1 protein-coding gene is annotated in these 518 nt (G+C 67.2%); it reads right to left on the bottom strand.

Features of this window, described 5'->3' with window-relative positions:
* Nucleotides 1-148: 148 nt before the first annotated feature.
* Nucleotides 149-445: a hypothetical protein gene (locus ACFHVL_RS31430; protein ID WP_416632255.1), complete on the bottom strand. Its 297-nt coding sequence runs from the start codon at nt 443-445 to the stop codon at nt 149-151.
* Nucleotides 446-518: the final 73 nt, after the last annotated feature.

Raw genomic sequence — 518 nt, 5'->3', positions numbered from 1 at the left:
CCCGCAGGCCAGCCAGCAAGGTAGCGTGAGATCAACTTACCGACCCTGTCCGTCAAACCGGGTCAACCCCACGTCGCCGTGGGCCGACGAGGCCGGGGTGGCGCGCCGTGACGACGCGCCACCCGTACCGGGTTTGGGTCACGGCTACTCATTCCGCCGCCGTACGCTGGTTTGTGAAGACCAAGAGGTCGACGTGGTAGCTCTCGGCGCCCGCACCAGCTGGCCAGGCGTATCTCGCTGCATCGGCTTCGGCCCGGGTGGCGTAGTAGAGAAACTGGTCGCCGTTACCCGGTCCGGTGACGGCGACGATTTGCAGGATGTGCGTCAGGCCTGCAGCGCGGGCAGCGGGCAGCAGTTCGCCAAGGTGCTCGGCGTATGTGGTGCCGGCCCGGCCCGGTGCCGCCGAGCTGACGGCGGCGATCGCGCACGTGTCGGCCGCCATCATGAGCCCACGGCCCCGGCGTTGTTCCTCTATGCCTGATTTGATCACGGTTTGTTAGATGCGGTAGACGGCGAAG

Source organism: Micromonospora sp. LOL_023 (assembly GCF_048060115.1).
Classification (GTDB): Bacteria; Actinomycetota; Actinomycetes; order Mycobacteriales; family Micromonosporaceae; genus Micromonospora_E.
Note: the sequence above shows the minus strand (reverse complement) of the source record. Positions and strands in the feature narration are given on the sequence as shown.